This is a genomic window from Plantactinospora sp. BB1, from assembly GCF_003030385.1.
Lineage (GTDB): Bacteria > Actinomycetota > Actinomycetes > Mycobacteriales > Micromonosporaceae > Plantactinospora.
In genome coordinates this window covers 5,132,367-5,158,096 of record NZ_CP028159.1, presented here as the reverse complement: position 1 = coordinate 5,158,096, position 25,730 = coordinate 5,132,367, and the positions used below count along the sequence as shown (strand labels likewise).

32 protein-coding genes are annotated in these 25,730 nt (G+C 70.8%); 14 read left to right on the top strand and 18 right to left on the bottom strand.

From position 1 onward, the window contains the following. Positions 1-308: 308 nt before the first annotated feature. The 3 genes from C6W10_RS22465 to C6W10_RS22455 all read left to right on the top strand — a co-directional run bounded on the left by C6W10_RS22465 (position 309) and on the right by C6W10_RS22455 (position 2,609). Positions 309-1,307 (top strand): RNA polymerase sigma factor RpoD/SigA, encoded by a 999-nt coding sequence (locus C6W10_RS22465; RefSeq protein ID WP_369930258.1) that lies wholly within the window; start codon positions 309-311, stop codon positions 1,305-1,307. Between the two features lie 224 nt (positions 1,308-1,531). Then, positions 1,532-2,386, top strand: a complete 855-nt coding sequence (locus C6W10_RS22460) for a helix-turn-helix transcriptional regulator (protein WP_159079407.1) — start codon at positions 1,532-1,534, stop codon at positions 2,384-2,386. A 16-nt stretch (positions 2,387-2,402) separates the two neighbouring features. Continuing rightward, positions 2,403-2,609: a DUF397 domain-containing protein gene (locus tag C6W10_RS22455; protein ID WP_107260240.1), complete on the top strand. Its 207-nt coding sequence runs from the start codon at positions 2,403-2,405 to the stop codon at positions 2,607-2,609. A gap of 53 nt (positions 2,610-2,662) precedes the next feature. Here C6W10_RS22455 and C6W10_RS22450 read toward each other — a convergent pair whose 3' ends face one another. Continuing rightward, positions 2,663-3,778 carry a DUF1648 domain-containing protein gene (locus C6W10_RS22450; protein WP_107260238.1) on the bottom strand — a complete coding sequence of 372 codons (1,116 nt, stop codon included), beginning with the start codon at positions 3,776-3,778 and terminating at the stop codon, positions 2,663-2,665. Beyond that, positions 3,775-4,176, bottom strand: a complete 402-nt coding sequence (locus C6W10_RS22445) for a GntR family transcriptional regulator (RefSeq protein ID WP_107264190.1) — start codon at positions 4,174-4,176, stop codon at positions 3,775-3,777. Before C6W10_RS22445 ends, C6W10_RS22450 begins: the two co-directional genes overlap by 4 nt. A gap of 203 nt (positions 4,177-4,379) precedes the next feature. Here C6W10_RS22445 and C6W10_RS22440 point away from each other — a divergent pair, with 203 nt between their 5' ends. From C6W10_RS22440 to C6W10_RS22430, 3 genes are read left to right on the top strand one after another with little or no spacing between them, the layout of a single operon-like run. Then, positions 4,380-4,760, top strand: coding sequence for a hypothetical protein (locus C6W10_RS22440; protein ID WP_107260236.1), 381 nt, complete (start codon positions 4,380-4,382; stop codon positions 4,758-4,760). After that, positions 4,757-5,530, top strand: coding sequence for an ABC transporter ATP-binding protein (locus C6W10_RS22435; protein WP_107260234.1), 774 nt, complete (start codon positions 4,757-4,759; stop codon positions 5,528-5,530). The genes C6W10_RS22440 and C6W10_RS22435 overlap by 4 nt, the downstream gene beginning before the upstream one ends. Continuing rightward, entirely contained in the window at positions 5,527-6,324 is a 798-nt protein-coding gene (locus C6W10_RS22430) for an ABC transporter permease (RefSeq protein ID WP_107260232.1), read from the top strand. The genes C6W10_RS22435 and C6W10_RS22430 overlap by 4 nt, the downstream gene beginning before the upstream one ends. Before the next feature lie 53 nt (positions 6,325-6,377). Here C6W10_RS22430 and C6W10_RS22425 read toward each other — a convergent pair whose 3' ends face one another. Then, complete coding sequence (locus C6W10_RS22425) at positions 6,378-7,055, bottom strand: hypothetical protein (RefSeq protein WP_107260231.1); 678 nt, start codon at positions 7,053-7,055, stop codon at positions 6,378-6,380. 151 nt (positions 7,056-7,206) lie between these two features. Here C6W10_RS22425 and alr point away from each other — a divergent pair, with 151 nt between their 5' ends. Further along, positions 7,207-8,385, top strand: coding sequence for an alanine racemase (alr, locus tag C6W10_RS22420; RefSeq protein WP_234361384.1), 1,179 nt, complete (start codon positions 7,207-7,209; stop codon positions 8,383-8,385). A 40-nt stretch (positions 8,386-8,425) separates the two neighbouring features. After that, positions 8,426-9,412, top strand: coding sequence for a D-alanine--D-alanine ligase family protein (locus C6W10_RS22415; RefSeq protein WP_199853727.1), 987 nt, complete (start codon positions 8,426-8,428; stop codon positions 9,410-9,412). Positions 9,413-9,485: 73 nt separating this feature from the next. On the opposite strand, the gene C6W10_RS22410 is transcribed toward C6W10_RS22415, so the two are convergent. Next, the gene (locus tag C6W10_RS22410) at positions 9,486-10,448 is read right to left on the bottom strand and encodes a C40 family peptidase (RefSeq protein WP_107260229.1); all 963 of its coding nucleotides are present in this window, start codon (positions 10,446-10,448) and stop codon (positions 9,486-9,488) included. 671 nt (positions 10,449-11,119) lie between these two features. On the opposite strand from C6W10_RS22410, the gene C6W10_RS22405 reads away from it, so the two are divergent. Next, positions 11,120-11,659 (top strand): DUF6232 family protein, encoded by a 540-nt coding sequence (locus C6W10_RS22405; RefSeq protein WP_234358929.1) that lies wholly within the window; start codon positions 11,120-11,122, stop codon positions 11,657-11,659. Positions 11,660-11,744: 85 nt separating this feature from the next. Here C6W10_RS22405 and C6W10_RS22400 read toward each other — a convergent pair whose 3' ends face one another. Beyond that, the gene (locus C6W10_RS22400; protein ID WP_107260227.1) at positions 11,745-12,611 is read right to left on the bottom strand and encodes a helix-turn-helix transcriptional regulator; all 867 of its coding nucleotides are present in this window, start codon (positions 12,609-12,611) and stop codon (positions 11,745-11,747) included. Positions 12,612-12,921: 310 nt separating this feature from the next. Between C6W10_RS22400 and C6W10_RS22395 the strand changes: the two genes are divergently transcribed. Beyond that, positions 12,922-13,107: a DUF397 domain-containing protein gene (locus C6W10_RS22395; protein WP_107260225.1), complete on the top strand. Its 186-nt coding sequence runs from the start codon at positions 12,922-12,924 to the stop codon at positions 13,105-13,107. 155 nt (positions 13,108-13,262) lie between these two features. Here C6W10_RS22395 and C6W10_RS22390 read toward each other — a convergent pair whose 3' ends face one another. Continuing rightward, the gene (locus C6W10_RS22390; protein WP_107260224.1) at positions 13,263-13,574 is read right to left on the bottom strand and encodes a DUF3817 domain-containing protein; all 312 of its coding nucleotides are present in this window, start codon (positions 13,572-13,574) and stop codon (positions 13,263-13,265) included. 3 nt (positions 13,575-13,577) lie between these two features. Continuing rightward, entirely contained in the window at positions 13,578-14,000 is a 423-nt protein-coding gene (locus tag C6W10_RS22385) for a hypothetical protein (protein WP_107260222.1), read from the bottom strand. A 136-nt stretch (positions 14,001-14,136) separates the two neighbouring features. Between C6W10_RS22385 and C6W10_RS22380 the strand changes: the two genes are divergently transcribed. From C6W10_RS22380 to C6W10_RS22370, 3 genes are all read left to right on the top strand, one after another. Next, positions 14,137-14,499 carry a DUF6158 family protein gene (locus tag C6W10_RS22380; RefSeq protein WP_234358930.1) on the top strand — a complete coding sequence of 121 codons (363 nt, stop codon included), beginning with the start codon at positions 14,137-14,139 and terminating at the stop codon, positions 14,497-14,499. Further along, entirely contained in the window at positions 14,493-14,834 is a 342-nt protein-coding gene (locus C6W10_RS22375; RefSeq protein WP_107260221.1) for a hypothetical protein, read from the top strand. Before C6W10_RS22380 ends, C6W10_RS22375 begins: the two co-directional genes overlap by 7 nt. Before the next feature lie 94 nt (positions 14,835-14,928). After that, the gene (locus C6W10_RS22370; protein ID WP_107260219.1) at positions 14,929-15,444 is read left to right on the top strand and encodes a DUF1360 domain-containing protein; all 516 of its coding nucleotides are present in this window, start codon (positions 14,929-14,931) and stop codon (positions 15,442-15,444) included. A 136-nt stretch (positions 15,445-15,580) separates the two neighbouring features. Here C6W10_RS22370 and C6W10_RS22365 read toward each other — a convergent pair whose 3' ends face one another. The 8 genes from C6W10_RS22365 to C6W10_RS22330 all read right to left on the bottom strand — a co-directional run bounded on the left by C6W10_RS22365 (position 15,581) and on the right by C6W10_RS22330 (position 22,534). Further along, positions 15,581-15,775 carry a hypothetical protein gene (locus C6W10_RS22365; RefSeq protein ID WP_107260218.1) on the bottom strand — a complete coding sequence of 65 codons (195 nt, stop codon included), beginning with the start codon at positions 15,773-15,775 and terminating at the stop codon, positions 15,581-15,583. Between the two features lie 24 nt (positions 15,776-15,799). Continuing rightward, a complete protein-coding gene (locus C6W10_RS22360) occupies positions 15,800-16,030 on the bottom strand; it encodes a hypothetical protein (RefSeq protein ID WP_199853526.1) in 231 nt (76 codons plus the stop codon). A gap of 300 nt (positions 16,031-16,330) precedes the next feature. Beyond that, positions 16,331-18,772 (bottom strand): penicillin-binding protein, encoded by a 2,442-nt coding sequence (locus tag C6W10_RS22355; RefSeq protein ID WP_107260214.1) that lies wholly within the window; start codon positions 18,770-18,772, stop codon positions 16,331-16,333. Between the two features lie 229 nt (positions 18,773-19,001). Beyond that, on the bottom strand, positions 19,002-20,096 hold the full coding sequence (locus C6W10_RS22350; RefSeq protein WP_107260212.1) for a 3-deoxy-7-phosphoheptulonate synthase: 1,095 nt from the start codon (positions 20,094-20,096) through the stop codon (positions 19,002-19,004). 250 nt (positions 20,097-20,346) lie between these two features. Next, positions 20,347-20,820, bottom strand: coding sequence for a TspO/MBR family protein (locus C6W10_RS22345; protein WP_107260210.1), 474 nt, complete (start codon positions 20,818-20,820; stop codon positions 20,347-20,349). Between the two features lie 378 nt (positions 20,821-21,198). Beyond that, the gene (locus C6W10_RS22340; RefSeq protein ID WP_107260208.1) at positions 21,199-21,399 is read right to left on the bottom strand and encodes a DUF397 domain-containing protein; all 201 of its coding nucleotides are present in this window, start codon (positions 21,397-21,399) and stop codon (positions 21,199-21,201) included. Between the two features lie 71 nt (positions 21,400-21,470). Then, positions 21,471-21,671 carry a DUF397 domain-containing protein gene (locus C6W10_RS22335; protein ID WP_107260206.1) on the bottom strand — a complete coding sequence of 67 codons (201 nt, stop codon included), beginning with the start codon at positions 21,669-21,671 and terminating at the stop codon, positions 21,471-21,473. After that, positions 21,668-22,534: a helix-turn-helix transcriptional regulator gene (locus C6W10_RS22330; protein ID WP_107264185.1), complete on the bottom strand. Its 867-nt coding sequence runs from the start codon at positions 22,532-22,534 to the stop codon at positions 21,668-21,670. Before C6W10_RS22330 ends, C6W10_RS22335 begins: the two co-directional genes overlap by 4 nt. 546 nt (positions 22,535-23,080) lie before the next feature. Here C6W10_RS22330 and C6W10_RS22325 point away from each other — a divergent pair. Beyond that, a complete protein-coding gene (locus tag C6W10_RS22325) occupies positions 23,081-23,434 on the top strand; it encodes a hypothetical protein (protein ID WP_234361383.1) in 354 nt (117 codons plus the stop codon). A 262-nt stretch (positions 23,435-23,696) separates the two neighbouring features. On the opposite strand, the gene C6W10_RS22320 is transcribed toward C6W10_RS22325, so the two are convergent. The 3 genes from C6W10_RS22320 to C6W10_RS22310 all read right to left on the bottom strand — a co-directional run bounded on the left by C6W10_RS22320 (position 23,697) and on the right by C6W10_RS22310 (position 25,700). After that, the gene (locus C6W10_RS22320) at positions 23,697-24,476 is read right to left on the bottom strand and encodes a hypothetical protein (protein ID WP_107260204.1); all 780 of its coding nucleotides are present in this window, start codon (positions 24,474-24,476) and stop codon (positions 23,697-23,699) included. Between the two features lie 62 nt (positions 24,477-24,538). Beyond that, a complete protein-coding gene (locus tag C6W10_RS22315) occupies positions 24,539-25,258 on the bottom strand; it encodes a DUF6193 family natural product biosynthesis protein (RefSeq protein ID WP_107260202.1) in 720 nt (239 codons plus the stop codon). Positions 25,259-25,352: 94 nt separating this feature from the next. Further along, complete coding sequence (locus tag C6W10_RS22310; protein WP_159104715.1) at positions 25,353-25,700, bottom strand: cupin domain-containing protein; 348 nt, start codon at positions 25,698-25,700, stop codon at positions 25,353-25,355. Between the last annotated feature and the right edge of the window lie 30 nt (positions 25,701-25,730).

The following is a 25,730-nucleotide window of genomic DNA, read 5'->3' as shown; positions in this document are numbered from 1 at the left end:
GCGTGTATCGAAGCGTGACGAGCATCGCAGCAATCGGGTGACGTGGATCGCTGTGTGTCGTTGCGTGGCGATGATCCGATATCGGGTGCAGAGCCGTCGCAAGGCCCCGTAGCTGCGCCATCGCCGGCTCCGACATGCCCCGATCGGGACGACTGACAGCAAACGTCGATCGTGCTTTCAGCAACTACTCAGGCATTCGTGACACTTTCGACTCACCAGATGGAATCCCCAACGCGTCTCAACTGTTGTGTAGGTGTCAGCACCGCGGGGCACAGCGGAAGTTACGGGGAGGGCTGATGAACGTGGGGATGGCAGGAGCAGGAACCCGGGCCACCGGGAGGAACGACGAGGGGACCGTGGGGAACGTGGAGAAGAAGATCGTGATGCGGACCGACGAGGTCGCCGAGGAGCGCGACCTGGTCGGCGTGTACCTGCACGAGATCTCCCGCACACCGCTGCTCGACGCCGCCGCCGAGGTCGACCTCTCCAAGGCCATCGAGGCTGGCCTCTACGCTGAGCACCTGATCGACGAGGAGAAGCTTCCGGAGGGCGTCAGCCGCGCGGAGCTGGAGCGGCTGGTGGTCGAGGGGGAGCGGGCGAAGGACCTCTTCATCCGGGCCAACCTCCGGCTGGTCGTCTCCATCGCCCGCCGGTACGTCCGCTCCGGGATGCCGATGCTGGACCTGATCCAGGAGGGCAACACCGGTCTGGTCCGGGCGGTCGAGAAGTTCGACTACGAGCGGGGATACAAGTTCTCGACGTACGCGACGTGGTGGATCCGGCAGGCGATCAGCCGGGCGATCGCCCAGCAGGAGCGCACCGTACGGCTGCCCGTGCACCTGGTCGAGGACGTCAACCGGATGCGCAACGTGGCTCGCCAGCTCACCCGTGAGCTGGGCACCGACCCGGAGCCGGAGCAGATCGCGGCGGCCCTGGGCGTACCGGTGGAGCGGGTGCACGAGCTGGTCCGCTGGTCGCAGGACACCGTCTCGCTGGACACCCCGGTCGGCGACGACGGCGACACCAACCTCGGTGACCTGGTCGCGGACAGCGACGCCCCGTCGCCGGAGGAGATCGTGCTCACCGGCCTGGAGCGGCAGCGCATCGAGGGTCTGTTGAACCACCTCGACGACCGGTCGGCCGGGATCATGCGGGCCCGGTACGGCCTGGAGGACGGTCGCGAGCACTCGCTGACCGAGGTCGCGTCCCGGTTCTCGCTCTCCCGGGAGCGGATCCGGCAGCTGGAGATCCAGGCGCTGGGCCGGCTGCGCGAGCTGGCCCGGGCCGAGGGGCTACAGGCGGCCTGAGCCAGCGCCACTTCGACACACCGGCGAGCGGCCGGCGTCCCACGGGACGCCGGCCGCTCGTCGTATCCCAGGGCCGGACGTCGCCGGGTGCCTGCGGAGCGCGGTACCAACATCAACCATTAGGGTGACCGGCATCACGACAGTGAGTTCCGCTCGCGTCGGCAGGCGCGCCGTCCCCGACGGCCGGCACGCCCACCGCCGACGGAGGAATCGGGGAGGACTCCGTGCCGATCAGTCCGACCGCCCGGCGTCGCCGGCTCGGCATCGAGCTGCGCCGCCTGCGGGAACGGGAGCAGCTCACCCTTCTCCAGGTGGCACAGCGGATGAAGTGCTCCGATGCCAAGATCTCCCGGATCGAGGCGGGCAAGCACTCCACCCGGACCCGGGACGTCCTCGCGCTGCTCGACATCTACCGGGTGGCCGACGAACGGACCCGCGAGGTGCTGGCGACCCTGGCCAAGCAGTCGACCCAGCGCGGCTGGTGGGTCACCTACGGCGGGGCGATCCCGGACTGGTTCGAGGTGTACGTCGGACTGGAGTCCGAGGCGACCGAGATCCGTACCGTGGAGACCCATCTGGTGCCCGGCCTGTTGCAGACCGAGGCGTATGCCACCGCGCTGATCCGGTCCACCCAGCCGCTCGCGCCGGCCGAGGAACTGACCCGTCAGGTCGAACTCCGACTCGCCCGGCAGCGGCGGCTGCACGAGCACGACCCGATGCGGTTGCGGGTGGTGCTCGGCGAGGCGGTGCTGCGGTGCCGGGTCGGCGACGATGCGGTGATGCGGGACCAGCTCGGTCACCTGGCGGTGCTCGCCGAGCGGTCCCACGTCGAGTTGCGGGTGGTCCGGTTCAACAGTCCGGCGTACACCGCCTTCGGCCGGCCGTTCGCGATTCTCGGCTTTCCCGAGCCCACCGATCCGGGCCTCGTCTACACCGAACACCGGACCGGCGCGCTCTATATCGACGAGCCGGCCCAGATCGCCTCCTTCGCGCTTGCCTTCGACCACCTGGTTGCGGCAGCGTTGTCGCGGAAAGAATCGGCTCGGCTGCTCAGGGAGACGGCGGCCTTCTGGACGTGAGGGAGGGCCGGACGGGATGCGGCCGGAGGAAACTACGCTGAGCTGGCAAAAGAGCAGCCGATCTGGTGGCGAGGGCGGCAACTGCGTCGAGGTGGCCCGGCTCGCCAGCGGCGTCGCCGTACGTGACTCGAAGGACACGGAGGGCCCCGTGCTCCGGTTCGTGCCGACGGCCTGGGTGGCCTTCGTCACGGCCCTCGGCCCGGACGGCGGGGTCCCGGGCTGACCCGCTGGCCGCTCCCCGAACGGGCCGATCCCCGGGCGGTCCGCCGCGCCGGGTCAGACCAGCGCGGGCACCAGGACGCCGGCCAGCAGTGCCGCCAGGACGGCGGTCAGCAGCAGCAGGCTCCGGGGGTTGCCGAAGTTGAAGGTCCAGCCGATGCCGATCCGCTTCTGCACCAGGATCGCCGGGTCGTCGCGATTGACGTAGCAGAGGCCGGCGAGCCGCCAGTACCGGTCGTCGTCGGCGTGTGCGGTGTCGGGGCGTTCGGCCGCCGGGGCGGCGACGGTGCGGATCCGGCTGCCGCCCTGGCCGGCGCGTAGCGCCACGACCACCAGGTAGACCGTGCCGAGCAGCGTGCAGAGCACCATCGCGGCGGTGGCCAGCGGGCCGGGTGCCCGCCCCTGCCACATCGGCAGGAAGGCGAAGAGCACGGTGAGGTTCCCACAGGCGGCGAGCACCAGCAGGGCCCGGGAGATGCGCCGGAGGAAGAGCCGGTGCTGGGTGGCCGAGCGCTTCGGCGCGGAGGGATCCAGATCGGCCCGGCTCCGGTAGGACCAGGCGAGCAGGCCGACCAGCAGGACCGTGGTGGCCAGTTCGAGTACCACCGGTACTGCGACCACCCAGGGCGACTTCGTCTGCCAGGCGACCACTGTGGAGCCGTTGGTGCGCATCGGCACCCGATCCGGCATCTCGGGATAGCTGGCGATTCCGACGGCGAGCGTGATCAGCGGGACGAGCAGCGCGGGGAGTACCCACGGCCAGGGCAGCCGTTCCGGCCCGGTCCGCAGCGAGGTGTCCACCGCCACCCGCTGGCTGACGCCGCTGTACCAGCCGTCCTCGGCCTTCACCCGCTGGATCGCCTGGCGGGCCCGCAGGTAGCAGAGCCCGACCAGCAGCATCAGTGCCACCATCGGCACCAGGCCGACCAGCGCCACGGTCTCCTCGTCGCCGTCCACGGTCAGCATCAGCGGGATTCCGGCGAGCAGCCCGAGAAGTCCACCGACGGCGACCCTGCTCCGGAAGGTGCGGATCTGACCGGCGATGGCGGCGTCACCGGCCCGCTGGGCGGGCACCCGTACGCCGAACGGCAGCGTCGGTTGCTGGACCGCGGGCATGATCCAGGCGGAACCGGCGATCGTGAACAGCGCCACGCTGATCCAGGCGACCGTCATCGCGACTCCTCCTGTCCCTCGTCGAACGTGGTCAGCACCGTGCGGCAGATCTCCAGCACCTCTTCCCGGGTCAGGCCGTGCGCGGTCGCCTCGGCCAGCAGCGTGGTGGCCCGGCCGGTCCAGTCGGCGACGAACTCCGGTGCCGGTGGACCGGAGTGGGCGTCCCGGAGCACCACCGCGCCCGACTTCCGGTTGATCCGCAGCAGGCGCTGCTGGCGCAGCAGGTCGTAGCCCTTGTTGACGGTGTGGAAGTTGATGCCGAAGTCGGTGGCCAGGGCACGGGTGGAGGGGAGCGGGCTGCCCTCTCGGAGGGCACCGCTGGCGATCGCCTCGACCACCCGGTCGCGGAGCTGCTGGTAGATCGGGACCTCGCTGTTCGGGTCCACCTCGATTATCACGCCGGCCACCCTCTCTGTTCCACAAGTTATAGAACAGCTCGGGTACTCGTGACAAGCCCGCCGCCCCCCGATCGTGGTGAGCCTGCGCACCCTGCGACGCCCGACTGCCGCTCGCCTTCCGCTTTGACATCTGCTATACAACTAATAGAACAGGTGCCGCTCAGGTTCAGAGGCGGTCGACGAGGAACGCGGGGTGGAAACCGATGGCGACGATGAGGATCTCCGGCGACGCACTGGCCTTCGAGTTCGAGGGACTGGAACGACTCTGGCTCGGTCGACGGGCCCTGACCGTGCCACTGCGCTCCGTACGGCAGGTGGCGTACGTCGAGCGGCCGCTGCGGCTCGCCTCCGGTGCCCGCCGGGGGCTGGTGGTCACCGGCATCGCCAAGATGGGGGTGTGGGGGATCTTCGGCGGCCCGCGTCAGCTGGTCTACGCCCGCCACGGCATGCCGGGCCTGCACCTGCGACTCGACCGCAGCATGGTGCCGGGGGCCTTCGACGAGGTGGTCTTCGCCACCCCGGACGCGGCCCGACTCGTCGCCGCCGTCCAGCGACGCGTCGCCGGCACCGGGGACCGGGCATGAGCCGGCCGGGCGTCCCGGTCGAGGTCTCCGGGCTCAGCAAGCGGTTCGGCACCGTCACCGCCGTACGGGACCTCAGTTTCACCGTCCGGCCCGGGGCGGTCACCGGCTTCCTCGGCCCCAACGGCGCCGGCAAGACCACGACGTTGCGGATGATCCTCGGCCTGGTGAGGCCGAGTTCGGGTACCGCGACGATCGGCGGCCGGCACTACCGGGACCTGGACCGGCCCTCCGGCACGGTCGGCGCGGTCTTCGACGCCTCGGCCTTCCATCCCGGGCACACGGCCCGGGACCACCTCCGGACCTACGCCGCGATGGGCGGCTACCCGGACAGCCGGGTCGAGGAGCTGCTCCGGCTGCTCGGGCTGGCCGACGCGGCCCACCGCCGGACGAGGACCTTCTCCACCGGCATGCGGCAACGGCTGAACCTCGCCACCGCACTGCTCGGCGACCCGCCGGTGCTGCTGCTGGACGAGCCCGGCAACGGACTCGACCCGGAGGGCATCGCCTGGCTGCGGGACTTCCTGCGCGGGCTGGCCCGGCAGGGCCGGACCGTACTGATCTCCAGTCACGTACTCAGCGAGGTGCAGCAGATGGTCGACGACGTCGTGGTGATCCGGGCCGGACGGCAGGTGGTGGCCGGCCGGCTCGTCGACCTGGTCGGCGCGTCGGGAAGCCTCGAACAACTCTTCCTCCGGCTCACCGCCGCCGCACCGGACGGCGACGGCGGAGGTACCGGTGACCGGGCCGCGCAGATCGGAGGGGTCCGATGAACCGCCTGATCCGGGCCGAGTTCCGGCGGCTGCTGGCCAGCCGGCTCTGGCTGGTGGCGCTCGCGATCGCCGTACTCTGCGGCGCCGGGCTGATCGGTCTGCTGACCCTGCTCGGGCCGGAGAACTTCGACCCGCCGATGCCGGGACTCGACACCGAGACGGGGGTACGGGCCGTCCTCGGCATGGTCGGCTACACCATGTTCATCCCGGCGGTGCTGGGCACGCTCGCGGTCAGCGCGGAGTACCGGCACCGGACCGTCGACTTCACCTTCCTCTTCGCGCCCCGGCGCTGGCAGGTGCTGGTGTCGAAGCTGGTCGCGTACGGCGTCGCCGGGCTGGCGTACGGGCTGGTGCTCACCGGCTCCGGCGCGGCGGTCCTCTTCGCCGGGGCGGCGGCCCGGGACGTCACCCCGGGACTGGGCACCGGGTCGATCCTGGAGCTGTTCGCCCGGCTGGCCGTCTCGATGGCCGTGTACACGCTGCTGGGCGTCGGGATCGGGGCGCTGGTCGGCAACCAGGTGGCGGCCCTCGGCGTGGTGGTCGGCTACTTCTACCTGCTCGAACCCCTGCTCGCGATCGTCCCCGGCGTGAGCCAGCTCTATCCGTACCTGCCGGCCGGGGCGACCGCCTCGCTCACCGGGTTCAGCTACGTCGTCGACGCGGCCGCCGAGGAGCTCGGCACCACACCGGTCCAGCTCGTGTCACCGCTCGGCGGCGGGCTGCTGCTGCTGGGCTACGCGGCGGTGGCGGCGGTGCTCGCGGTCGCCGTACCCATGCGGCGGGACGTCACCTGAGCGGTGCCGGACGCCGGCACGCGGACTCGGCGACCGGCGCGGCTCGGCGGGGCTCAGCCGTCGAAGCGGGCGATCAGGTCGCCGATCCGTGCCGTCGGCTGGGCGTCGCAGAGCTGGTCGACGGCGGTCATCACCAGCGGACTGTCCACCCCGGAGATGCCCTTGGCCAGCCCGATCTGCCGGATCGCCGCGACCCGCTCCTCCGGCGGGGCCTGCTGGTATTCCTCGCAGCTGGAGTCGGCGGTCAGCCCGCCGGCCTCGCTGAGCCCGCCGAGCACCGCGCGGACCACCAGGCCGCCCACCGCCAGCAGCAGCACGACCGCGCCGAGGGCGACCCAGGGACCGTAGCGGCGGGGCCGTCGACCGCCGCCCGACCCGGGTACGGCCCCGACCGGCTCCCGGGGCTCCGCCGGGGTGGCCGGCCGGTCCGCCACGACCGGTGCAGCGGCCGCCGCCGGCAGGGCTCCGACGGCGGCGGCCAGCTCGGCCGCGTACCCGGGATCCTCGGTCGCCGCGGTGCGCAGCAGGCGCTTGACCAGCGAGTTGTTCCGGGGCTCCCGGACCAGGTCGGCCAGCGCCTCGGCCTCGCCGAGGGCGCGCAGGCGCGCCGCCACCAGCTCGTAGAGTGGCCCGGCCGGCCCCGGCCCACCGGCCGAGGCGGCCTCCGGCAGGTGCGGGGCGAGGCGGTCGAGCACCACAGCGGCGAGCTTGCCGGCCTCCGACGGAGTCATCCCGGCAGGTTAGCGCCCGGCCGTGCCCGGCGCCGGCTCGGGCACCGCGTCGAGCCGGCCCGGTCGGGGCAGCCCGGTCGGCACGTGGTCGAACGGTTCTCGCACCTCGCCTTCACGAAAACCGCACAGACGCCTCCTAGTCTCACGCAACGTGATCAAACTCGGCGGAGCAGGTGGCCTGACACCACTCGCGGAGGCGGTGGTCGACCTCGACGCGATCGCGCACAACACCCGTACCCTGGCCGGCCGGACCGGCGCGGAGCTGCTCGCCGTGGTCAAGGCGGACGGGTTCGGACACGGTGCCCTGCCGGTGGCCCGGACCGTGCTGGCGGCCGGCGCGCGATGGCTGGGCGTGACCTCCCGGGCCGAGGCGCTCACCCTGCGAGCCGGCCGCGTCGACGCGCCGGTGCTCTGCTGGCTGCACGCCGAGGACGAGGACTTCGCCCCGGTCGTCGCGGCCCGGATCGACCTGTCGGTGGCCTCCGTGCCGCACCTGCGGGGGATCGCCGCCGGTGCGGCCCGGACCGGCGTACGGGCCGAGGTGCACCTCAAGGTCGACACCGGACTCTCCCGCAACGGCGCCACCGAGGGCGAGTGGCCCGAGCTGGTACGCCTGGCGCGCGGCTTCGAGGCCGTCGGGCGGATCCGGGTACGCGGGGTCTGGTCCCATCTGGCCGGCGGGGAGGTGCCGGCCGAGGCGCGGGACAGGACGCAGCTCCGGCGGTTCGGCCGGGCACTGGCGCTGGCCCGGTCAGCCGGGCTCGCGCCCGACCTGGTGCACCTGGCCAACTCGGCCGCCCTGGTCGGTCGCCCGGAGACGCACTTCGACCTGGTCCGGGCCGGCATCGCCGTCTACGGCGTGGAGCCGCTGCCGGGACTGCCCGCCGGACTGCGCCCGGCGCTGACCCTGCGCTCCCGGGTCATCCTCACCAAGCGGGTCGCGGCGGGCACCGGCATCTCCTACGGGCACGACCACGTCACCGCCGTGCCGACCACCCTGGCGCTGGTGCCGGTCGGCTACGCGGACGGGATCCCCCGGGCCGCCGCCGGGGCGGCCGAGGTCTGGATCCAGGGCCGCCGGTGCCGGGTCGCCGGCCGGGTGACCATGGACCAGATCGTCGTCGACGTCGGTGACCTGCCCGTGCGTACCGGCGACGAGGTGCTGCTCCTCGGTCCCGGTGACCGGGGCGAGCCGACGGTCGTCGACTGGGCCGGTTGGGCCGGTACCAACCCGCACGAGATCTTCACCGGCATCGGATCCCGGGTCGGCCGGCGCTACCTGCCGGTGCGGGCCGGGCTGGGCAGCGGACGGGAGCGGGTCAGTGTCTGAGTCACCCCTCAGTGTCGCGGTGTCACCCCTCGGGGTTGCGGTGTCACCGATCAGGGTGGCGGTGCTCTCCGGCGGGCGCAGCGGCGAGCACCGGGTCTCCCGGCGGTCGGCGGCGAGCGTGCTGGCGAACCTGGACCCGGCCCGCTACCGGCCGGAACCGGTGTTGATCACCCGTACCGGGCAGTGGGTCTTCGGCACCGGGACCCCGGTCACCGTCTTCGAGGCGATCGAGCGGCTGCGTACGACCGACGTGATCTTTCCGACCCTGCACGGCCCGTACGGCGAGGACGGCACCCTCCAGGCGGTGCTGGAACTGACCGGCGTGCCGTACGTCGGCAACGGCGTGCTGGCCAGCGCCGCCGGGATGGACAAGGAGTTCACCAAGAAGCTGCTCGCCGCCGAGGGGATCCCGGTCGCCGACGCGGTGGTGTCCAAGCCCACCGATCCGGAGGGTGTGCCGCCGCAGGCGGAGCTGCGCCGGCTCGGCCTGCCGGTCTTCGTCAAGCCCGCCCGGGCCGGCTCCAGCCTCGGGGTGACCCGGGTGACCGACTGGACCGAACTGCCGGCCGCGCTGGAGTGGGCCCGGTCGAGCGACCCGAAGGTGCTCGTCGAGGCGGCGGTCCCCGGCCGCGAGATCGACCTGGCGGTGCTCGAACGTCCGGACGGCCGGCTGGAGGTCGGTCCGCCGCTGGAGATCCGGGTCACTGGGGAGCGGCCCTTCTTCGACTACGACGCCAAGTACGACGACCCGGAGACGGTCTTCGAGGTCCCGGCCCGGCTGGACGACGCGGTGACGGCCGAACTCTCCGACCTCGCGGTGCGGGCGTTCCGGGCGCTCGGCTGCGCCGGCCTGGCCCGGATCGACTTCTTCCTCCGCGACGGCGTGCACCCGGTGCTGAACGAGGTCAACACCTTCCCCGGCTTCACCCCGGTGTCGCAGTACCCCCGGATCTGGCAGGTCGCCGGGATGGACTATCCGGAGCTGCTGGACGTACTGGTCGACAACGCGCTCGCGCGCCGGAGGTGACCCCTCCGGCGCGCGAGCAACACCGAGCTGAACCGAGCTGAGCTGAACTGAGCTGAGCTGAGCTGCGGCTGAGCTAGCGGACGCGTCCGTAGCCGTACGGGTTCATCATGTCCACGTCGGCCAGCTTGACGCTCTCGCCGGCCCGGGGCGCGTGGATCACCTTGCCGCTGCCCACGAAGAGCGCCACGTGGCCGAGTCCACTGTAGAAGACGAGGTCGCCGGGTTTCAGCTCGCCACGGCCGATGTGTGCCACCCTGTCCCACTGCATCGCGGCGTTGTGCGGCAGGGACTTGCCGGCGGCCCGCCAGGCGGCCAGGGTCAGCCCGGAGCAGTCGTAGCCGTTCGGCCCCTCGGCCGCCCAGACGTACGGCTTGCCGATCGCGCCGTAGGCGTACCGGACGGCGACGCCGGCCTTGCCGGAGACGGCCGGGACGCTGCCGGTGTACCTGCTGCCGGAGGAGGTCGCCGACCCGTACGCCTCGCGGCGCATCTCGTAGAGCTTGGCCAGCTCGCCCTCGATCCGCTTCTTGCCGGCGGCCAACTGCTTCGCCTGGGCGGTCTGCCGGGCCAACGTGGCGTCGAGCCGGGCCTTCTCCTCGGTGTACTGCCGCTGCGTCGCCTCGAACCCGGCGATCTGCCGGTCCCGGTCCCGGGCCAACTGCTCCAGCGCACCGAGCCGGTTCACCAGGGTGTTGGCGTCGCCCCGGTTCAGCAACGCGCTCGCCGTGCTCAAGCCACCGAGCTTGTACGCCCGGCTGGCGAGCTCGGCCACCTCGGCCCGGCTCTGGTCCGCCTGCTGTTGCAGCGGTCCGATCCGGGCGCTGAGTGTCGCCGCGGCGGCCTTGCTCTCCTTGATTTCCTCGTTGAGCTTGTTGTAGGACTCGACGACCTGCTCCAGTTCGGCTGAGGCCTTGTTGATCCGCTGCGTGAGTTCGCCGGCCGAGGGTTCGGCCCGGGCCGCCGACATCGGGGCGAGAAGTGCCGCCGAGAGGCCGGCCGCGACGAGGGTACGCAGCAGGATCCGCACCGAAGACAACGTGTGCAGAACCCTTCTTCCTTGCGCCACCGCAATCCAGCCGGTGGCGGCCTTGCGCCACCGCGACTGCTGCCTGCGGCGACACCGGGCCGGCGCCACCCGGGGGGATGACTGACGACCGGGCCGGCCGGTTCAACGTAGCCCGGGGTCGGCATTACCGACAGTGGCGGGCGGGTGAGATGCGGCAGTGGCGAGCGATAACCCGAATGTCGTGATCACTGAACGTGCCGCACTCCGTCCGAGCCGTGATGTCGGGCGGCGGCGGGCGGCTTCTCCGGCCGCTCTCCGGCTCTTCGCCCGATAGGTCGGTGTTGGCGGATGGCGGCCCGGGCTGAGTATGGGCAAACCACCACGGAACCGGGCACAGGGCGACGGGAAGCCCGGCTGCCGCCTGGAAATCTGCCAGGTGGCTGTCTGCGTCCCTTCCACTTGCTGGTGTGCCCTTCGCACAATGAATGCGGGAGTCGACAAGGCTTTCCGGGGGTCCGGCGTAGCAGTACACGGCGTAGTCGCCAGCAGGGGGGCGAGGTCGCGTGCAATGAATCAGCCGTAGTCCCGGGCGGCCAGCCTGCGCCCCGCACGCCCGCAAGACGATCGGCATCCGGCTGCCACCAGATGCCGATCTCTACGAACCATCCACACAGCCGCCTCAGGAGCCGTTGGAGGCAAGAATGGAGCCTACTCGCCCCCAGGTCCACCTGCCAGACGCGTCATTCGAGGTATCTGGACTGGCCCGTCCCCGCCCCGTCGACATCTACCGGGAACCCGGCGTACGGATCACCAACGAGGCCTTCATTGTCGCCGGCCGCAGGTTCACGATCTCCGAACTCACCCACCTACAGACCGCCCGCGGGCCGCACGACCGGCTGACGCTGCGCGCGGTGCTGGTCACCGCCGCGGTACTGGTCGGCATCGGGGTCGCGCTGGGCTACACCGGTGACCTCTACCGGCTCCCCGCCACCACGTACGCCGGGCTCGGGCTCGCCGCCTTCGTACCGGTCGGCCTCGCCCTGGTGGGCCACCGGTGGCGGCCGCCGGCCTACGAGCTGTGGGGAAAGTACCGGGGCGAGACGGTGCTGCTGTTCAGCTCCGACCACGAGCGGCAGTTCGGTCAGGTGACCCGGGCACTGATCCGCGCCCGGGAAGCCGCCCGGCTGGGCGGGTTGGCGTACCCGCCGGCCTCGGACACCCCCTACGAGCCGATGTCCTAGCCGGGACCTGGCCAGGCGCGGTCCGCCGGACCCTCGACGGGGTCCGGCGGCGGCGCCCGCCGGACCGGCCGGTGGTTGACGCTGGTCAGCCGGCGAAGTCGGCGGCGATCTCGGAGATCCGGCGCAGTGACTCGGCCGGGCTCAGTGCCGCCTCGCGGAGCCCGGTGAAGGTCCGCAGGTGCGCGGTCACCGCGTCGGGGTCGTCGAGTACGTCCTCCAGGCCGGTGCTCTCCAGATAGACCACGTCCGCGTCCTCCCCACCGGCGAAGCGCACGATCACGAACTGGCCGAGCGGGGTGTAGACGGTGGAGGTGAACGGCAGCACCTGGACGGTGATCCGGCCGGATTCGGCGAGGCCGACCAGATGCAGGAGCTGTTCCCGGATGACCGCCGGCCCGCCGGTCTGCCGGTGCAGTGCCGCCTCGTCGAAGACCACGACGATGTTCGGCGGATCGGGGCGACCGAGCATTTCCTGCTGGCGGCGCAGCCGCAATGCGACGGAGGTCTGTGCCTCGTCGGGATCGTCGAGTTTGGGAATTGCCGTCTTGAGGACCGCCTGCGCGTACGCCTGGGTCTGAAGCAGTCCCGGCATGCCGACGGACTGGTAGAAATAGAGTTCGGAGGACTCCGCCTCCAGACCGATGTACGAATAATAGGCGGGTGGCAGTGCGTCACGATATTGCGACCACCAGGTGCGTTGTCGGGAGACCCGGGCCAGTTGCACCAGTTCGGCGACCTGTGCGGGATCGCGCACCTGATAGTAATTGAGCAACGCCTTGACGTCGTTGGTGGATATCGAGACGTATCCCGCCTCTATCCGGATCAGCTTGGACAGCGACCAGTCCATGGCGAGCGCCGCCTGCTCCTGGGTGAACCCGGCGGCTTCCCTGGCCCGCCGGATCGCCGAACGGAGCTTGCGGCGACCCACGGTCGGGCCGTACGCCGTAGTCATCGGGAACGCTCCCTTCAAACGGCGCCCCGGCGGCCGAGCGAGGGTGGACCCGGCTCATTCTGATCCCGGCAACCTGCCACCTGGCTACCGGCTACCTGCCAGATTGCCAGACTTTTGTGCAGGTTACACGGGCCCGCCCCGTTCCACCAGCGTCCCTGCTTGCCGCGACCACGCCATCACCGTTTGTGTCCATTATCGACACGCACATCATAATCGCGATATTCCGGGCTGTGCGGAATGGGGGCCGACGGGTAGCCTCTGTCCGTTGTCGCGGCATCTGCCGCAACAGTATTAGTTGCCGGGAGGGCGCATGTCACAGACTGGTTCCGCCGAGCTCGTCTGGCGGAAGAGCACTCGATGCGAATCGCAGCATTGTGTCGAGGTCGCTCAGGTCGCCGGCGGTGCCGCCGTCCGCGACTCGGTCGATCCGGAGTCGTCGCTGCTGTTCGGCACGACGGCCTGGCAGGCATTCGTCGACGGGCTCCGCAACACGTGAAAAGCGACCCGGCGGCGTGATTCATTCACGTTCCGGTCCAACCGGTGTCGCCGAGCACGCGGTTTGACCTCGCCTATCGCGAGACATTCGAATGAATAAACGGCCCGATGGACGAACGGGGCGGCCCGCGATCGGCGGCCGCCCCGGACCGGGGTTCAGCCGGCCACCGGCTCCGGCTCGCGTACCTGCCGGGTGACCGCCCGCTCGGCGAAGAACGAGACGAACGGGATCGTCCCGGCGAGCATGACCAGCACCATCCGGCCCAGCGGCCAGCGCGCCCGGCGACCCAGGTCGAAGGTGGCGACCAGGTACACCATGTAGAGGAAGCCGTGTGCCGGGCCGATCGTCTCGACGACGATCGGATCGTCCCAGAGGTACTTGAGCGGCATGCCCACCACGACGAGCGCGATCAACACGACGCCGACGACGTAAGCGACCACACGGTAGCGGGTCAGGGCTGCGCCCACGGTTCATCCTTCCTGCTGCCGGCCCAGGCCGGGATAGTCGGCGGGCCGGGCGCCGGGATTGGCGTTCAGCCACGCGAGGTAGTGGTTGTATTCGGTCAGCGCCGGATCCTCCGGGCCCTCGGCGGCCAGCCGGGGCCGGGCCGTCCGCACCGGTCGGCGTACCCCCGGGGTGCCCGGCCGGGCCGGCGGAGCTGCCGGCTCGGCGGCCGGCGGCCGGCCACCGCGCAGCGTGTAGCGGACCTCCCGCACCCAGAGGAAGACGACGAACCCGGCGAAGATCGGCCACTCGAAGGCGTACGCCCAGCTCAGGGTGTTGCCCGCCAGCGCCCGGCTGATCTGCCACCAACCGAGGGCCAGGAAGCCGACGACCACCGCGACGGTGAACACGTGACGCAGGATCCACGCCGGTGTGCACAGCCGTTTCATGCCCCCGAGCGTACCGGGCGGGTCGGTGTCGTCTCCGACGCGGCGTCGTAGTGTCGCCGCGCCGGGGCGGGGTTTGGCGGTACCCGGTTTGGGCAACCGTCTAGTCGTCCACCCAAACGAGTTATCGGGGGCGACGATGTCCGAATCAGTACGCCACGACGAGTTCTCCCCGGCCGACGTCGGGGCGCCGATCGACGCCAGCCCGGAACAGCGGGTCGGCCAGTGGGACGGCGACCCGGTCCGGCGCGGCGGCACCGCCAGCGACTTCGTGAGCGCCGAGGAGGAGACCCTCGGTGTCGACCCGGCCGAGCTGAGCGACGAGGACCTGTTCCGGGAGATGCACAGCCTGCACCGGACCAGACTCGACACCCTCCGGCACGCCGCCGACACCGCGCTCGGCAACCACCTGCGGCGGACCGCCGAACTGGAGACCGAGTACCTGACCCGGCACCCGGGCCGGGAGGTCGACCCGAGCCGCCTGCGGGACGGCGGATGGTGACGGGCCGCGCCGAGCGGGGCATGTCCGCCCCGCCGGAGGTGGTGTTCAGTACCGCCACCGACCCGGACCGGGTCTCGGCCTGGCTGCCCGCGCCGCTGCGCGAGGACGGCGGGCCGCGGCCGGAACTCTCCACCGCCGACCTGCGGGCCCGGTGGCGCAGCGCCGGCTCCCCGGACTGGTCGGCCCGGTTGCAGGTCTCACCGGTCGACGCCGGGGGAGCGACGGTACGACTCGAACTGGAGGGCGAGCCCTCCGAGCAGCGGTTGCACGAGATCGCCGACGAGTCGCTGGCCGGCCTCGCCCGGGAGGTCGACGACAACCTCACCCCCGGGTGAGCGCACCCACGCGGGGGAAGCGGGGATGGCCGTGCCCCGGAGCGGACGGCGGGCGGCAGCATCGGACGGCACGCGGAACGCGGAACGAGGCGGGATGAACGTACGGGACAGGGTGGCGCGACTTCGGCAGGCGTACGCGCCCGACGAGCACCGGCCGCTCGGCGGCTACCTGGCGACGATGGGCACCTACGCCGGGGTGGCGCTGGCGCTGGGCATCGCGGCGAAGACGACCGGGCGGCGGGTACCCGAGCGGCCGAGCGTCTCCGACGTCGTACTGCTCTCGGTGGCCACCCACAAGCTCAGCCGGCTGCTCTCCAAGGACGCCGTGACCAGCCCGCTGCGGGCGCCGTTCACCCGCTACGACCGGCCGATCGGCAGCGGCGAGGTGATGGAGCAGGTACGCGACGAGGGGAGTTCGACCAGGCACGCCGTCGGCGAACTGCTGAGCTGCCCGTTCTGCCTGGCCGTCTGGGTCTCCACCGGGCTGACCGGTGGCCTGGTGCTGGCCCCCCGGCTGACCCGGCTCGTGGCCACCGCCTTCACCGCCGTGGCCGCCTCCGACTTCCTCCAGATGGGCTACGCCGTCGCACAGCGGGCCGCCTCCCGCTAGGAAGCGCAGCGGGCCGCGCCTCCCAACAGACAGGACGCGCAGCGGCCGCGCCTCCCGACAGGAAGATCAGCGGGCCGCCTCCCGGTAGCGGAGGCGGCCCGGTGGGTCGGGGCGGATCGGCCGTGGTGCGGAGAAGTCAGCGCTGCATGCCGGACCAGCCCCGGGGCGACTCCGGCTCACGTTCCGTGTCGCTGTCCGTGATGATCTCCTCGTCCACCGCCGTCTTGTCGTGCTCGGCGGTGAAGTCCGGATCGTCCTGCGGATCCGTCTCTCCGGGCGGCTGGCCGAGCGGAGCCAGGCGAGCCTGCTCTGGCCGGTCGTCTTCGGTCATCGGTTCTCTCCTCGCCCTCCGGGGTCAGCCGGCCGTACCGCCGAGCAGGTCGGCTACCTCGTCGACCGCGTACTCGCCCTCGGGAAGCGCGGTGATCCTGGTCAGCAGCTCGGCGGAGACGTCCGCGGCGACCGCCCGTCGCTGGATCTCCGCCTGGGTGAGCCGCTCCTGACCGGAGTAGAGGTCGTCGAGCAGGGCGTCGAGTTCCGGACTGGTCGACTCGTCCGGGGCCGGTTGGTCGGTCACGGAGATCAGCTACCCGGTGTCGGATCGGCCAAACCCGTACCGATGCGCACCTGCCGTCCGGTTTCCGCAGCTGGTGACATGCGTCACGGCCAAGGTCGGAACACCGGGCCCGGATCCGAGGTTGACTAGGACTGTCGGTGTGTCCAGTGTCCCCGGGCCTCACCCTATTGCCTTCGCGGAATACCGTCCGGCTGGAGCCGCGTCGTGCCACTCGCCGAGAGGCGACCTGCACACCGACACCGCGCCGCCCATGGCTCTCGCCATGGGCGGCGTACCCATCTCCGGGGCCGGTCAGCCCCGGAGTCGGCGTCAGCCGCGTCGTCCGGGCCGGTCGCTGACCGTACCCCCGGTGGTGCCGCCCTCGGTCGAGGGCCGGCCGCCGCCGGGACCGTTGGTCGAAGGCTGGCCGTTGCTGACCCGCAGCATCACCACGCCGCCGGAGACGGTCCGGCCGTCCGGGTCGGTGCCGGCGACCGCACCGGCCGGGCAGTTCGAGGCCACCCGGTTCGGGTCGACCTCGACCTTGAACCCGGCGTTGCGCAGCGCCGAGGTGGCGTCGTCGACCGAGCGGCAGGTGACCGAGGGCACCGACCGCTGGTCCCCGTAGACCAGCTTCTCGCCGGGCCGGGGGAAGTCCTTCTTCGGCTTCCCCTTCATCGCGTCGGCCAGCGTCTCGTAGACGGCCGGGTTGACGATGTCGTGGTCCATGTCGGTGGTGGTCTCCGGCCAGTCCGGGTTGGCCATGATGCCGGCGACCGAGAGCGTCGTGGTCATGGTCACCAGCGACGCGGTCCGCTCGCTGTCCGTGGTACCGGTCTTACCGGCGATCGGGTGCCCCACCACCCGGTGCGCGTCCGCCTCCGTCGCGCCGCGGCACCTGCCGTAGGCGGACTGGTCGCCGACCGGGCAGCGGGCAGCGTCGATCGCCGCCCGGGCCACCTCGGGCTCCACCGCCTTCTCGCAGTGCGGCTTGGCGATGTCGAGCACCTTGCCGGTGTGGTCCTTGACCTCCTGCACCGGGATCGGCGTGCAGTGCTTCCCGTCGGCGGCCAGCGTGGCGTACGAGTTGGCCAGGTCCAGCGGGGTGGTCGCCGAGACACCGAGGGTGAACGAACCCCAGCCGTCGGCCTGGACCGGGTCCTTGGCGATCGCCGCCTCGCCCGGCTGCCGGAACCTGATGCCGAGCCGCTGCGCCGCGTCGACGACCTTCGCCGCCCCGACCCGCTCCTCCAGGGGTACGAAGTAGGTGTTGACGGAGCGGCCGAACGCGCTCCACATGTCGTGCACGCCGGCCATGCTCGCGTTGTCGTTACCCGGGCACCACCGCTCGGTGCCGGTGCAGGCCGAGTCGGTGCCGCGCTCCGCCGAGTACTTCGACGGGTAGCGCTGCGGGGCGTTGTAGGTGTGGCTCAGCGGGTAGCCCTGCTCCAGCGCGGCCACCATGGTGAACATCTTGAACGTCGACCCGGCCTGATATCCGGCGACGTCGCCGCCACCGGTCAGCAGCGGGTTGGTGGTACGCGGATAGGTCGCCCGCATCCCCGCGTCCGCCTGCTTCGGGTTGCTGGAGATCGGGTTCTTCGGCTTCACCGGGTTGTCCAGCCCGAACGTCCGGTTGGTGGCCAGCGCGCGTACCCGGCCGGTGCCCGGCTCGACGGCCGCCACCATCAGGGCGTCCTTCCGGCCGGTGGGGAGGTACTGCTGCACGTTCTTGTACGCCGCCTTCTGCACCGCCGGGTCCAGGGTGGTGACGATCCGGTACCCGCCGCCCTTGAGTCGCCGCTCCCGGTCGTAGGTGCTGCTGCCGAACGCCTCCTGATCCATCCACCAGCGGTAGAAGAAGTCGCAGAAGAAGCCCCAGTCGTTGTGCACCGAGCTGGTGCAGCCGTTGGCCGGCCGCTGCCCCTTCACCGTCAGCGGGGTGGCGAGCGCCGCCGCCTTCTCCTGCTCGGTGATCGCGCCGGTCTCCCGCATCTGCCCGATCACCCAGTTGCGGCGGTCCACCGTGCGGCCGTAGCCCGGCCCCTTGCTGTCCAGCGCGTCGTAGTAGCTCGGCGACTTGACCAGACCGGCGATCATCGCCGCCTCCGGCACGGTCAGGTTCTTCGGCTCCTTGCCGAAGTAGAACCGGCTCGCCGCGGCCACCCCGTACGTCCCGTGGCCGAACGGCGCCATGTTGAGGTAGCGCTCCAGGATCTGGTCCTTGGTCAGCTTGTTCTCCAGCGCCACCGCCAGGCGCATCTCGCGCAGCTTCCGGGCGTTGGTGTCCTCGCTGGCCGCGACCACGTCGTTCGGGTCGGTCGCACCGTAGGTGATCGACATCCGAACGAGCTGCATGGTCAGGGTCGAGGCGCCCTGCCGGGAGTTGCCGGTGAAGTTCGAGACCAGGGCCCGCATGAAGCCCTTCACGTCGATCCCGTTGTGCCGGTAGAACGAGTGGTCCTCGGCGGCGATCATCGCGTCCCGCATCGCCTGGGAGATCTCGGGCAGCGGAGCGTCCTGGCGGTTCTCGTCGTAGAACGTCGCCATCAGGGTCTTGTTGTCGGCGGCGAAGACCTGGGTCGCCTCCGGCACCTGCGGCACGGTCAACTCGGTGGGCAGGTCCTGGAACGAGTCGGCGCCGGCCTTCGCCGCCAGTCCGGACATGGCCACGGCCGGGAACGCCGCCCCGGCGACCACCACCCCGGCGAGCAGGGCACAGGTGAAGAGCGTGGCGGCCTTGATCAGGCTGCGTCGGCGAAATTTCGGCATGTTCGCGTGAACCTCTGGATGCTGGCGGGCAGGTCGCGGGCGGGGCGGCCGGCGCGAGCACAACCGTACGCGCGTCTTTCGCCCTATTGATCCAGACGCCGCACCGAACCGCACGGTTGCGTCCCGATGGATCTCCCAACTGACTGCTACGTCACACCCGCCAGTCCCGGAGGCGTCCCCGGAGGCGTCCCCGGCGGCGGCCTCGACCGGCCGCCGCCGACCCGGACAGTCAGTTCAGGGCGGTACCTGTCGGTGCCGCCACCCGCCGGGCCCGGACCGCCGCCGCCAGGTCCGCCAGCACCTCCTCGGTCTCCGGCCAGCCGAGGCAGGCGTCGGTGATCGACTGCCCGTACTCCAGCGGCCGGGTCGGGTCCAGGTCCTGCCGGCCGGGTACCAGGAACGACTCCAGCATCAGCCCGACGATGCCGCGCTGGCCGTCCGCCATCTGCCGGGCCACGTCGGCGGCGACCACCGGCTGCCGGCGGTGGTCCTTGCCGCTGTTGTCGTGGCTCGCGTCGATCACCAGTCGCTCGGGAAGCCCGGCCGCCCGGAGCAGGGCCAGCGACTCGGCCACCGACTCGGCGTCGTAGTTGGGCTCGCCCCGGCCGCCGCGCAGCACCAGGTGGCAGTCCGCGTTCCCCCGGGTGTGCATGATCGCCGGAGCCCCGGAGACGTCGATGCCGGGGAAGACGTGCGGCACCCCGGCGGCCCGGATCGCGTCGACCGCCGTGCCGACGCTGCCGTCCGGGCGGTTCTTCATCCCGATCGGCATGGAGAGGCCGGAGGAGAGCTGCCGGTGCACCTGGCTCTCGACCGTACGGGCGCCGATGGCGCCCCAAGCCACCGTGTCGGCGATGTACTGCGGGGTGATCGGGTCCAGGAACTCGCAGCCGACCGGCAGCCCCAGCCGCAGGACGTCCAGCAGCAGCGCACGGGCGGCCCGCAGCCCGGCGTTCACGTCGCCGGAACCGTCCAGCCCCGGGTCGTTGATCAGGCCCTTCCAGCCGACGGTGGAGCGGGGCTTCTCGAAGTAGACCCGCATCACCACCAGCAGGTCCTCGGCGTGCTCGGCCGCCGCCACCCGCAGCCGTCGGGCGTAGTCCAGGGCCGCCGCCGGATCGTGCACCGAGCACGGGCCGACGACGACCAGCAGCCGGTCGTCCTCCCGGTCGAGCACCTGGGCGACCGATCGTCGGCCGTCCAGCACGGCATCGGCCAACGCCTGGTCCAGGGGCAGTTCGTGGTGCAGCAGCGCCGGGGTGGTCAGCGGCACGATCCGGTCGATGCGCTGGTCGCTGACCCGACCCATCCCGGTGGTGGTCATCGTCGAGGCTCCCTCTCTGCCGACCGCCACCCCGGGGCCGGCGCCCGGGAGCCGAGCCGGCTGATCACATGGAAAAAGCAGGGACGATGTCCCTGCTTCAGCCGGCTCTGCTGGATCTTGGTGACGTCAGGTCATGGCTGAGTCACCGGCTCCGGAGCCGGCTGACTAAACCATCGATACGAACGCGTCACGCTGGGAACCATACCCGATGCCGGGCCCGACCGGACCCCGCCGCCCATTTCCTGGTACGTCAGCGGCCCGGGTTGCGGGCGGCGATGGTGGCGTTCAGCGCGGTGGCGAAGCCGGTCCAGGCCAGGTAGGGCAGGAGCGCCGCCCCGGCCACCCGGTCCGCCCGCCAGGCTCGGTGCAGCAGGGCGGCGTTGGCCGCGTTCAGCAGGACCAGTTCGGCCAGGGCGAGCCGTGGCCGGCGGGCCCGGAAGAAGAGCGCGTTCCAGCCGGCGTTCAGGGCCAGATTGATCGCGTACGTCCGCCGGAACCTGCTGCGCTGCGTGGCGCTGGTGCTGGCGTCGAGGGCGCGGGCGGCGGCGAACGCGATCGAGGCGTAGAGCGGGGTCCAGACGGCGGGGAAGGCCGCCGGAGGCGGCTGCCACGCGGGCTTGTCCAGCGACCGGTACCAGGCGGAGTTGGGGTCGGTGGCAAGCGAGCCGGCGGCGGCGGTCAGCGCGGTGGCCAGTCCGGTCTTGGCGAGTGTCGAACCGTTCATCCCGGTCTGGTACCCGATCGGGAGCCGGTCATCCCCTCAAGGGCGAGGCCCAGCATGGACCTGGCGTCGCCTGTCCCGCCGCCGGCCTCCTGGGGAACCTCTGTGGCCGAGACTGTAGAGCTGCCCCGTTTGTGCCCACCAGGAGCGCGAGGTCGTTCTGGTGGGCAATCTCGTCCTCCGAGGACGTCGCGTCCGCCGTCGATGCGCCTCGGATCGGCTCCGAACCGCGCCTGGTAGACCGGGAGCACAAGCGGGGCAGCTCGACAGTCTCCGCCGCAGACCCATTGCGCTCGGGTCGCACCGTCCAACGTCGGGCTACCGGGGGCGGGCTGACCCCGATCTACGCCTCGCCGACATCGGCTCGAACGCCGGCCCAACTCAACCGGTCGGGGCCTGTTTCGCGAGGTCGACGAAGGCTTGCCAGGGTGCGGGGGTGAACGTCAAGGTGCCGCCCTCGCGGTCCTTGGTGTCCCGGACGAGTACGACGCCGGAGAGGTTGTCGGCGACTTCCACGCAGGCGCCGCCCGAGCCGTTACTCCGGCTGGACTTGCGCCACACTGCGCCGGACTGGTCAGTCATCGCTCATCTCCTTGCCGATAATGCTTCCTGCCGGTGTGGCCCGAGGGGGGCCGGGCGAGTACGTCGGCGGGTCAGCCGGTCGGGGCCTGCTTTGCGAAGCTGACGAAGGCTCGCCACGGTGCGGGAGCGAACGACAGCGTGCCACCTTCGCGGTCCTTGGTGTCCCGGACGAGTACGACGCCGGACAGGTTGTCGGCGACTTCAACGCACTGCCCGCCAGCCCCGTTGCTCCGGCTCGACTTTCGCCACACTGCGCCGCTTAGTTCGCTCATCGCTGCATCTCCTTGGCGATCTGTATCAGTAGGTCCGCAGACTGTTCCGGGTCGAGTGACAACCCTTCGAGCACCTTCCAAGCAACAGCGTACGTCGCTACCTCCTTCGGCCTGTCCAGGTACAGGGCACCGGTCAGGGACTCGCTGTACACGGTGGCAGGCTCGGGGGTCCGGAGACCGGCGGTCGGAAACTCCAGGATGACGAACCCACCGTTCGTCAGCGCGTAGTTGGGTGGAGCGGATCGCGGTACGACACGAATGGCTGCGGTGCCGTCGCTGACCTGCGTGTGCAGGTGGACGAGCTGTTCCGCCATCCCGGGAAAGGGCCGGCGCAGCACACTCTCGTCCACGATCACCTCAAGGCGGGGCGGGAACGGATGTCTACGCTTCAGAATCTTCTGGCGCTCCATCCGGACCTCAACCAGGCGTCCGACCTCGCGGGGTGGTAGATCCGGGTGCGATCGGAGCAGAAATTCGGCGTATTCCCTTGTCTGAAGCAGGCCGGGCAGTGCTGCGGGTTCCCAGTGGCGGAGGCGGGAGGCTGCGGCCTCCAGACCGACGTACAGCTCGAACCAGGCCGGCAGGGTGTCACCGTAGGCGTGCCACCACCCCTTCGCCTTGGTCTCGGCGGCGAGCTTCTTCAGCGCCTCGGTCATCTCGGCCGAGGTGCCGTAGAGCCGGCACATCGCCTCGACGTCCCGCGCCTTGACGGCGGCCTGACCGCCCTCGATCCGGTACATCGTGGAGCGTGACCATTCGAGGTCGGTGCCGGCGGCCTCCAGGGAGAGCCCGGCCTGTTCGCGAGCCTGCCTCAGAATCCGGCCGAGTTGCCTGCGCGGTATGGACGACCCCGCGTCCGTCATCACCGGACCTCCTGTCTCAATTTGAAGCAATCAGTCGATCGATTCTGGGACTGTTTTCGGTGGATTGTGAAAAAGGAACGACTAGCGAGGGTTGCATCAGCTTAGACCGTTGCATGTCTGTTGTGGGGGCACCGAGAGTGGCAGCAGCAGGACCGCTCGGTGACCGTCAAGCGCCCGGGTGGAACTCGCATCGGGAGCCGGTCTCAGCTCTCCCCACCGAGACCGGCTCCCGCCAAAACACCCGAGGAGGTATGTGATGAGGACGCTCTACCGGTCGCTGATCGACTTCCTGATCGACTTCCTGGTCGGCTCAGGAGCGCGGCATCGGCGGGACTGGCGTCGCCTCTGGCGGTACTGCCGGTGCGGCTTCCGCTGGCGGTGCCCGGACTCGGTCGAACCGGTCCCGATGCCGTACGCCCCGAAGGTGCCGCCACTCTCCCCGGCCGATTACCGGGCGGCCGTGCGCGCCTCGGCTCCCGTGCGCGTCACGGCGGACAGTGCGGTGCCGCCGGCTCGGCCCAGGGCGCAGAATGCTCGCGATCCACTGTGGAACGCGCCATCGCGGCGACCCCAGGCGGGCCGGGGCAATGGGTTGACGCCCGGGCCGGCCGCGCGGGCGCGTCGAGCCGAGAGAGCCCGATCGGCGCTGCCATGATCGGCCGCGAGGAGCGTTGGCGGCGGCACGTGCCGGTGCATCCCTCCTACCGGTGCCGGTTCTGCGGCGCTGACTGGCCGTGCCAGGATGCGCGGTTGACGCTGCTTACCGGGTTCCGGGGCGATCGGGTGGGCCTGATGGTGTATCTCGGCAGCCACCTTGCCCGCGCTCTGCAAGAGCTGCCCGAGGTACACCCTGCACTGCTCGCCGGCCGGTTCCTCCACTGGGTACCGCGCCGCCGCTGACCGACCCCCTCATCACTCGGTGCCCGCCCCGAGCTGTCGATCTCGCCGTGGTCTTGGCAGCTCGAGGCAGGTTCCTGCGGTATCGCCCCGAACCCCATGCCCGTCCAGCGGTCGTGCGGCCCTCACCAGCGGGCCGCTCGCTCGGCAGGTGGCTGACGAGTTTCCCGCTGGCTATGACGATGCGGTGGGCCCATCGGGACGCAGGCGCTCGCGGACGCGGTCGCCCGCCGACGAGCTGGACGCGCGTCGTTCCCCGGGCCGATCAGTACCCTGTCACGGGCGGTAGTGAGGCCACAGTCAAAGCCCCTGTCACGCGGACGCTGAGCACGGCGACAGGCTCGGTCCGTTCGACATCGACGAAAAGGCAGAATTCGTTCCGTAGGAACCATCCGGGCCGCTGGCATCCGGCGTCGTCACGCAAACGCTCCCAACCCTTGGTGGCGACCAGGTGCGTCCAGAGGCGGTCCGTAAGCTCCCGCACCCTGGCCTGGTCGGGTGAGCCGATGAGGTAGGTATCGGAGCACGTCTGCGAGCCGCAGTCTCGGTCGGCGGCGACCAGGGTCAGGTCTTTCGCTAATGGCAGCACGAGACCCGGTGTAGGCGAGTCGAGGCGCAGGTCGAGGGCGACGGCCGCAGGGCTGAAGGTACAACAGCCGCAAAGTGCTGACCAGGCGACGAAAGCTGTCGTCAGCAACTTAGCCGCACCCGGGCCCGCCACCGATCCTCGCCGGTTCTGTCCTGACTCCAGGCGGGGGCCGGCGCCTCGACGCCGCGAAAGCCATCGATCGGCCAGGAGGGCTATGGCGCACACTGCGAGCGTGGTCGGTCCCCAGAGCACCAACCCTTCGTTCGAGTTTGGCAGACCCTGGCCCTGCAGTAGCTCGAAGGTGATGGCGAAGAGGAGGGTCAGAGCGGCGGACAGCCCGACTCCGAATACGATGCGTACCACCCGTACCCGAGTCACCATGATGATCAGCAGCACCGGAGGACCAAGCCACAGCGGCAGGCCAAGGTACGCGACGGGTGGCGGCGTCTCGATCACCGCCGGATCGTACGGTTCCTCTCCGCACCGTGGTGTCGTTCGGTGTACCGTGCCGGGTCGCCTCAGCCGAGAGTGAAGTCGGCGGGTAGGTTGCGCACCGCCAACGCCACCGCGTCCTCCGCCGTTGCGGTCTCGCCAAGGTGTTGCTGCCGGTAGCCCGCGCTGACGGTGTAGTCCTCGCCCAGCCCGGCAAGTATGCACACGGGAACGATGGTGAGCTTGGGCCGGATGCTGGTGGAGAACCGCAAGGTCCAATGGCTCTTGAAGGGGTAGTACTGCCGTAGCGCCGGCTCGGCGTACGCGGCCTCGATCAGCGCGTGGTGCTCGGGCCAGTCCACCTCCGCTGCCTCTTTACGCAGGCACAACCACTCCGATTCGATCAACCGGGCCGGATCGCCGTCGGGCACCTCGAACCGTCCGGTCAACCTCACGAACGGTGCGGCCCGGGCAATGCCGGTCAGGGGCACCCCGTCGTGCCACGCCTGCGCGGCACGGACGATCTGAGCGAGATCCAGCGTCTCTCCTTGGATGAGGGGCAGACCTTGGGCACGCTCGCCACCCCAGATGGCCCACTGACGCTCCGCGTGCCATGCGGAGACCCGCAGTTCCTCGCGGTGTGGGACAGCGGTGGGAACGACGGCGTTGTACATCGAGCGGGACTCCGTCCCCGATACGGGAACAGACAACCCTTGCTCGACGGCGACCGCTCGCAGTGCCGCCGCAAGGCTCCCGTGAGCAGCAACCTCCGGATAGAGAACATCAGGATCGGGGTACGTGGACATGGTTCACGATTCTGCCGCGCCTCGGCAACACCGCGACAACCACCAGACGGCCGGATCACGGCATCAGCTTCTGCCGCCGTCCGGGCGCACCGACTCAGCGATCGGCCGGCGCTAATGCGGAGTTGTAGCGTTCCCAGACAGCGGCCCGCTCCTCGTCTGTGGCTGCGGCGTGCAGCGCCGTTACCAGCTGGTCGACCTCGGGAGTCATGACGGCAATGACGTCGGCACCCTCACTGTCGACGGTGGCGAACGTGTGTGTCGTACCGGCGGGAATGGTCACGTGATCGCCTTGCCGAAGGATCCTCCGTTCGGCACCGACCAGGACCTCCAGACGACCTCGAAGCACGACGAATCCCTCGTCGGAGCGGTCGTGTCGATGAGGTGGGGCCTGGTCTCCCGGGTAGTGGGCCAGGTTCCATCGCCGCATCACGAAGTCGGTCACGGGGATGAACGTACCCAACCGGCCCGGTCC

Bases quoted from the DNA above. Each gene is read 5' to 3' on its own strand.
- C6W10_RS22465 (WP_369930258.1), top strand. From the start codon at position 309: ATGGCAGGAGCAGGAACCCGGGCCACCGGGAGGAACGACGAGGGGACC.
- C6W10_RS22455 (WP_107260240.1), top strand. From the start codon at position 2,403: ATGCGGCCGGAGGAAACTACGCTGAGCTGGCAAAAGAGCAGCCGATCT.
- C6W10_RS22450 (WP_107260238.1), bottom strand. From the start codon at position 3,778: ATGACGGTCGCCTGGATCAGCGTGGCGCTGTTCACGATCGCCGGTTCC.
- C6W10_RS22440 (WP_107260236.1), top strand. From the start codon at position 4,380: ATGGCGACGATGAGGATCTCCGGCGACGCACTGGCCTTCGAGTTCGAG.
- C6W10_RS22435 (WP_107260234.1), top strand. From the start codon at position 4,757: ATGAGCCGGCCGGGCGTCCCGGTCGAGGTCTCCGGGCTCAGCAAGCGG.
- C6W10_RS22430 (WP_107260232.1), top strand. From the start codon at position 5,527: ATGAACCGCCTGATCCGGGCCGAGTTCCGGCGGCTGCTGGCCAGCCGG.
- C6W10_RS22425 (WP_107260231.1), bottom strand. From the start codon at position 7,055: ATGACTCCGTCGGAGGCCGGCAAGCTCGCCGCTGTGGTGCTCGACCGC.
- C6W10_RS22405 (WP_234358929.1), top strand. From the start codon at position 11,120: ATGGAGCCTACTCGCCCCCAGGTCCACCTGCCAGACGCGTCATTCGAG.
- C6W10_RS22400 (WP_107260227.1), bottom strand. From the start codon at position 12,611: ATGACTACGGCGTACGGCCCGACCGTGGGTCGCCGCAAGCTCCGTTCG.
- C6W10_RS22395 (WP_107260225.1), top strand. From the start codon at position 12,922: ATGTCACAGACTGGTTCCGCCGAGCTCGTCTGGCGGAAGAGCACTCGA.
- C6W10_RS22385 (WP_107260222.1), bottom strand. From the start codon at position 14,000: ATGAAACGGCTGTGCACACCGGCGTGGATCCTGCGTCACGTGTTCACC.
- C6W10_RS22380 (WP_234358930.1), top strand. From the start codon at position 14,137: ATGTCCGAATCAGTACGCCACGACGAGTTCTCCCCGGCCGACGTCGGG.
- C6W10_RS22375 (WP_107260221.1), top strand. From the start codon at position 14,493: ATGGTGACGGGCCGCGCCGAGCGGGGCATGTCCGCCCCGCCGGAGGTG.
- C6W10_RS22370 (WP_107260219.1), top strand. From the start codon at position 14,929: ATGAACGTACGGGACAGGGTGGCGCGACTTCGGCAGGCGTACGCGCCC.
- C6W10_RS22365 (WP_107260218.1), bottom strand. From the start codon at position 15,775: ATGACCGAAGACGACCGGCCAGAGCAGGCTCGCCTGGCTCCGCTCGGC.
- C6W10_RS22355 (WP_107260214.1), bottom strand. From the start codon at position 18,772: ATGCCGAAATTTCGCCGACGCAGCCTGATCAAGGCCGCCACGCTCTTC.
- C6W10_RS22350 (WP_107260212.1), bottom strand. From the start codon at position 20,096: ATGACCACCACCGGGATGGGTCGGGTCAGCGACCAGCGCATCGACCGG.
- C6W10_RS22345 (WP_107260210.1), bottom strand. From the start codon at position 20,820: ATGAACGGTTCGACACTCGCCAAGACCGGACTGGCCACCGCGCTGACC.
- C6W10_RS22340 (WP_107260208.1), bottom strand. From the start codon at position 21,399: ATGACTGACCAGTCCGGCGCAGTGTGGCGCAAGTCCAGCCGGAGTAAC.
- C6W10_RS22335 (WP_107260206.1), bottom strand. From the start codon at position 21,671: ATGAGCGAACTAAGCGGCGCAGTGTGGCGAAAGTCGAGCCGGAGCAAC.
- C6W10_RS22330 (WP_107264185.1), bottom strand. From the start codon at position 22,534: ATGACGGACGCGGGGTCGTCCATACCGCGCAGGCAACTCGGCCGGATT.
- C6W10_RS22315 (WP_107260202.1), bottom strand. From the start codon at position 25,258: ATGTCCACGTACCCCGATCCTGATGTTCTCTATCCGGAGGTTGCTGCT.